3 protein-coding genes are annotated in these 2,555 nt (G+C 72.7%); 1 reads left to right on the top strand and 2 read right to left on the bottom strand.

Going from position 1 to position 2,555, the window contains the following annotated elements; translation table 11 throughout:
* Nucleotides 1-72: 72 nt before the first annotated feature.
* Nucleotides 73-1,014 carry a glycoside hydrolase family 16 protein gene (locus QFZ64_RS31885; protein ID WP_307070939.1) on the bottom strand — a complete coding sequence of 314 codons (942 nt, stop codon included), beginning with the start codon at nucleotides 1,012-1,014 and terminating at the stop codon, nucleotides 73-75.
* Between the two features lie 97 nt (nucleotides 1,015-1,111).
* Between QFZ64_RS31885 and QFZ64_RS31880 the strand changes: the two genes are divergently transcribed.
* The gene (locus QFZ64_RS31880; RefSeq protein ID WP_307070938.1) at nucleotides 1,112-1,474 is read left to right on the top strand and encodes a DUF1304 domain-containing protein; all 363 of its coding nucleotides are present in this window, start codon (nucleotides 1,112-1,114) and stop codon (nucleotides 1,472-1,474) included.
* Between the two features lie 59 nt (nucleotides 1,475-1,533).
* On the opposite strand, the gene QFZ64_RS31875 is transcribed toward QFZ64_RS31880, so the two are convergent.
* Entirely contained in the window at nucleotides 1,534-2,502 is a 969-nt protein-coding gene (locus QFZ64_RS31875; protein ID WP_307070937.1) for a threo-3-hydroxy-L-aspartate ammonia-lyase, read from the bottom strand.
* Nucleotides 2,503-2,555 lie beyond the last annotated feature (53 nt).

Here is a 2,555-nt window from a genome sequence, read left to right as displayed (position 1 = left end):
CCGTGCACGGCCCGTGCGTCCGGGATCGGGCCGCCGTCCGGGCCAGGGTGCGCGTCGGCGTCCTGGTCAGGGTCAGGACCGCTCGTGGACGCGGACCCAGTCGACCGTCATCCGGGCCGGGAGGTGCGTGCTCGACGTCACCGGGCCCGGCCACACTCCGCCGACCGCGAGGTTGAGCAGCAGGTAGAAGGGGTGGTCGAAGATCCAGGGGTGCTTGCGGTCGTGCCGTGCGCGCCGGTCGCTGTGGTAGGCCGTGCCGTCGACGGTCCAGGTCACCCGGTTCTTCGTCCACTCGACGCCGTAGGTGTGGAAGCCGTCGGCGTACCGTTCGCCGTCGGGCAGTTCGTGGCTGCCGCCGAGGCCCTCGTCGGCATAGCCGGGGCCGTGCACGGTGCCGTAGACCGTGCCGGGTTCACCGCCGACGACCTCCATGGCGTCGATCTCCCCGTTGCCGGGCCAGGGCTTCTCCTCGTCGTTGTCGCCCATCATCCAGAACGCCGGGAGCGTCGCCCTGCCCTCGGGCACCCGGATACGGGCCTCGAACCTGCCGTACGCCTGGGCGAATTTTCCCTTCGTGGTGAGCCGACCGGAGGTGATGTCACAGGTGCCGTAGCGGCAGTTCGACATCCCCGGGAGCCGTTCGCGGCGGGCGGTGAGGACGAGGCGGCCCTTGCCGTCGAGGGCCGCGTTGCCGGTCCGGTCGGTGTAGTACTGCCACTCCTGGTTGCCCCACTGGGGCTCGCCGCCGGTGTCGTGGACCCACTTGCGGGGGTCGGGCGGCGTGCCCCGTGCGCCCTTGAACTCGTCCGACCAGGTCAGGTGCCAGCCGTCGCCCCGGCCGTCCCCACCCTTGGCGTCCGCCTTCGAACCGCCGTCGCCACCACCGCTGTTGCCGCAGGCCGCGCAGGCGGCGAGCAGTGCGAGCGTGACGGCAAAGGCCGCGGGGCGGAGGGCAGGGCGCGGGTGACGGCCGGTGCGGCGGGCGCGGGGCAGGAGGCGACGCGTACGGTGCATGGCTGAACTCTATGGGGCTCGCATGCCGGTTCGAGCGACCGCGTGCCCTCCGCATACCCTCTGCGGAGGCCGGAGTTCGGAAGAGAGACGGGAATCAGTGGACCTCGTAGCAAGTGTGCTGGTCGGTTTGGTCGCCGCCTTCCATGTGTACGCCCTGGTGCTGGAGATGTTCCTGTGGCAGAAGGCCCCGGGCCGGCGGCTGTCCGGCATGGACGCCGAACTCGCCCGGACCACCGCGCCCCTGGCCGCGAACCAGGGCCTCTACAACGGCTTCCTGGCCGCGGGGCTCGTCTGGGGGCTGATCGCCGACGATCCGACGGGTTTCCGGGTGCGGGTGTTCTTCCTGGTGTGCGTCGTCGTGGCCGGTGTCTTCGGCGGCGTGACGGCGAACAGGCGGATCCTCGGTGCGCAGGCGCTGCCCGGCGCCCTGGCCCTGATCGCCGTCGCCGTCGCGGGCTGAGGAGCCGCGGAGCGGGAACGGGGGCCGGGGGTGTGCGGCTCCCGCCCCGCCCGGATCCGTCAGCCGCCGATCAGTTCGGTGAAGCGCCGTACGTCGATGTTGCCCCCGGAGGCGATGAGGCCGATGCGGCGCGGTGCCCCTTCCAGCCGTCCGGCCATGAGGGCGGCCAGCGGCGTCGCGCCGCTCGGCTCCAGGACGACCTTCAGCCGTTCGAAGGCGAAGCGCATGGCGTGGACGATCTCCTCGTCGCTGACGAGCGCGATCGCGTCGACGAGGCGCTGGTTGAGGGGGAAGGTGAGCGCGCCGGGGGTGTCCAGCGCCTGGCCGTCGGCGATGGTGCGGGGCACCGGGACGGTGACGCGTTCACCGCGGTCCAGAGACCGCTTGGTGTCGTCGCCCGCCTCGGGTTCGACGCCGACGATCGCGGTGCCCGGATACAGCGCCTTGGCGGTGAGGCCGCTGCCCGCGATGAGTCCGCCGCCGCCCACGGGCACCACGAGCGCGTCCAACTCGCCCGTCTCCTCCAGCAGTTCGAGGGCTGCGGTGCCCTGTCCCGCGATGACGTGCGGGTGGTCGTAGGGCGGGATGAGGGCCAGGCCCCGGTCGGCGGCGAGGGCCTCGCCGAGGGCGGTGCGGTCCTGGGTGTAGCGGTCGTAGGTCACGACCTCGGCGCCGTACGCGGCGGTGGCCTCCCGCTTGGAGCTCGGGGCGTCCTCGGGCATGAGGATGACGGCGGTGGTGCCCAGCTCGCGGGCGGCCAGGGCGGTGGCCTGGGCGTGGTTGCCGGAGGAGTAGGCGGCGACGCCCTTGGCGAGCTGTTCGGCGGGCAGCCGGGCGATCGCGTTGTAGGCGCCGCGGAACTTGAAGGCGCCGATCCGCTGGAAGTTCTCGCACTTGACGAACACCTCGGCGCCGACCAGGGCGTCGAGGGTGCGGGAGGTGAGGACGGGGGTGCGGTGGGCGACGCCGGCGAGGCGCCCGGCCGCGGCACGGACGTCGTCGAACGAAACGGGTGATGCGTCGGGCATGGCGGACACCTCGCGGGAGTGGACGATCGGGGGCGGTATGCGGCTGTCGGAGT

Source organism: Streptomyces sp. B3I8 (assembly GCF_030816915.1).
GTDB lineage: Bacteria > Actinomycetota > Actinomycetes > Streptomycetales > Streptomycetaceae > Streptomyces.
Note: the sequence above shows the minus strand (reverse complement) of the source record. Positions and strands in the feature narration are given on the sequence as shown.

Bases quoted from the DNA above. Each gene is read 5' to 3' on its own strand.
- QFZ64_RS31875 (WP_307070937.1), bottom strand. From the start codon at position 2,502: ATGCCCGACGCATCACCCGTTTCGTTCGACGACGTCCGTGCCGCGGCC.
- QFZ64_RS31885 (WP_307070939.1), bottom strand. From the start codon at position 1,014: ATGCACCGTACGCGTCGCCTCCTGCCCCGCGCCCGCCGCACCGGCCGT.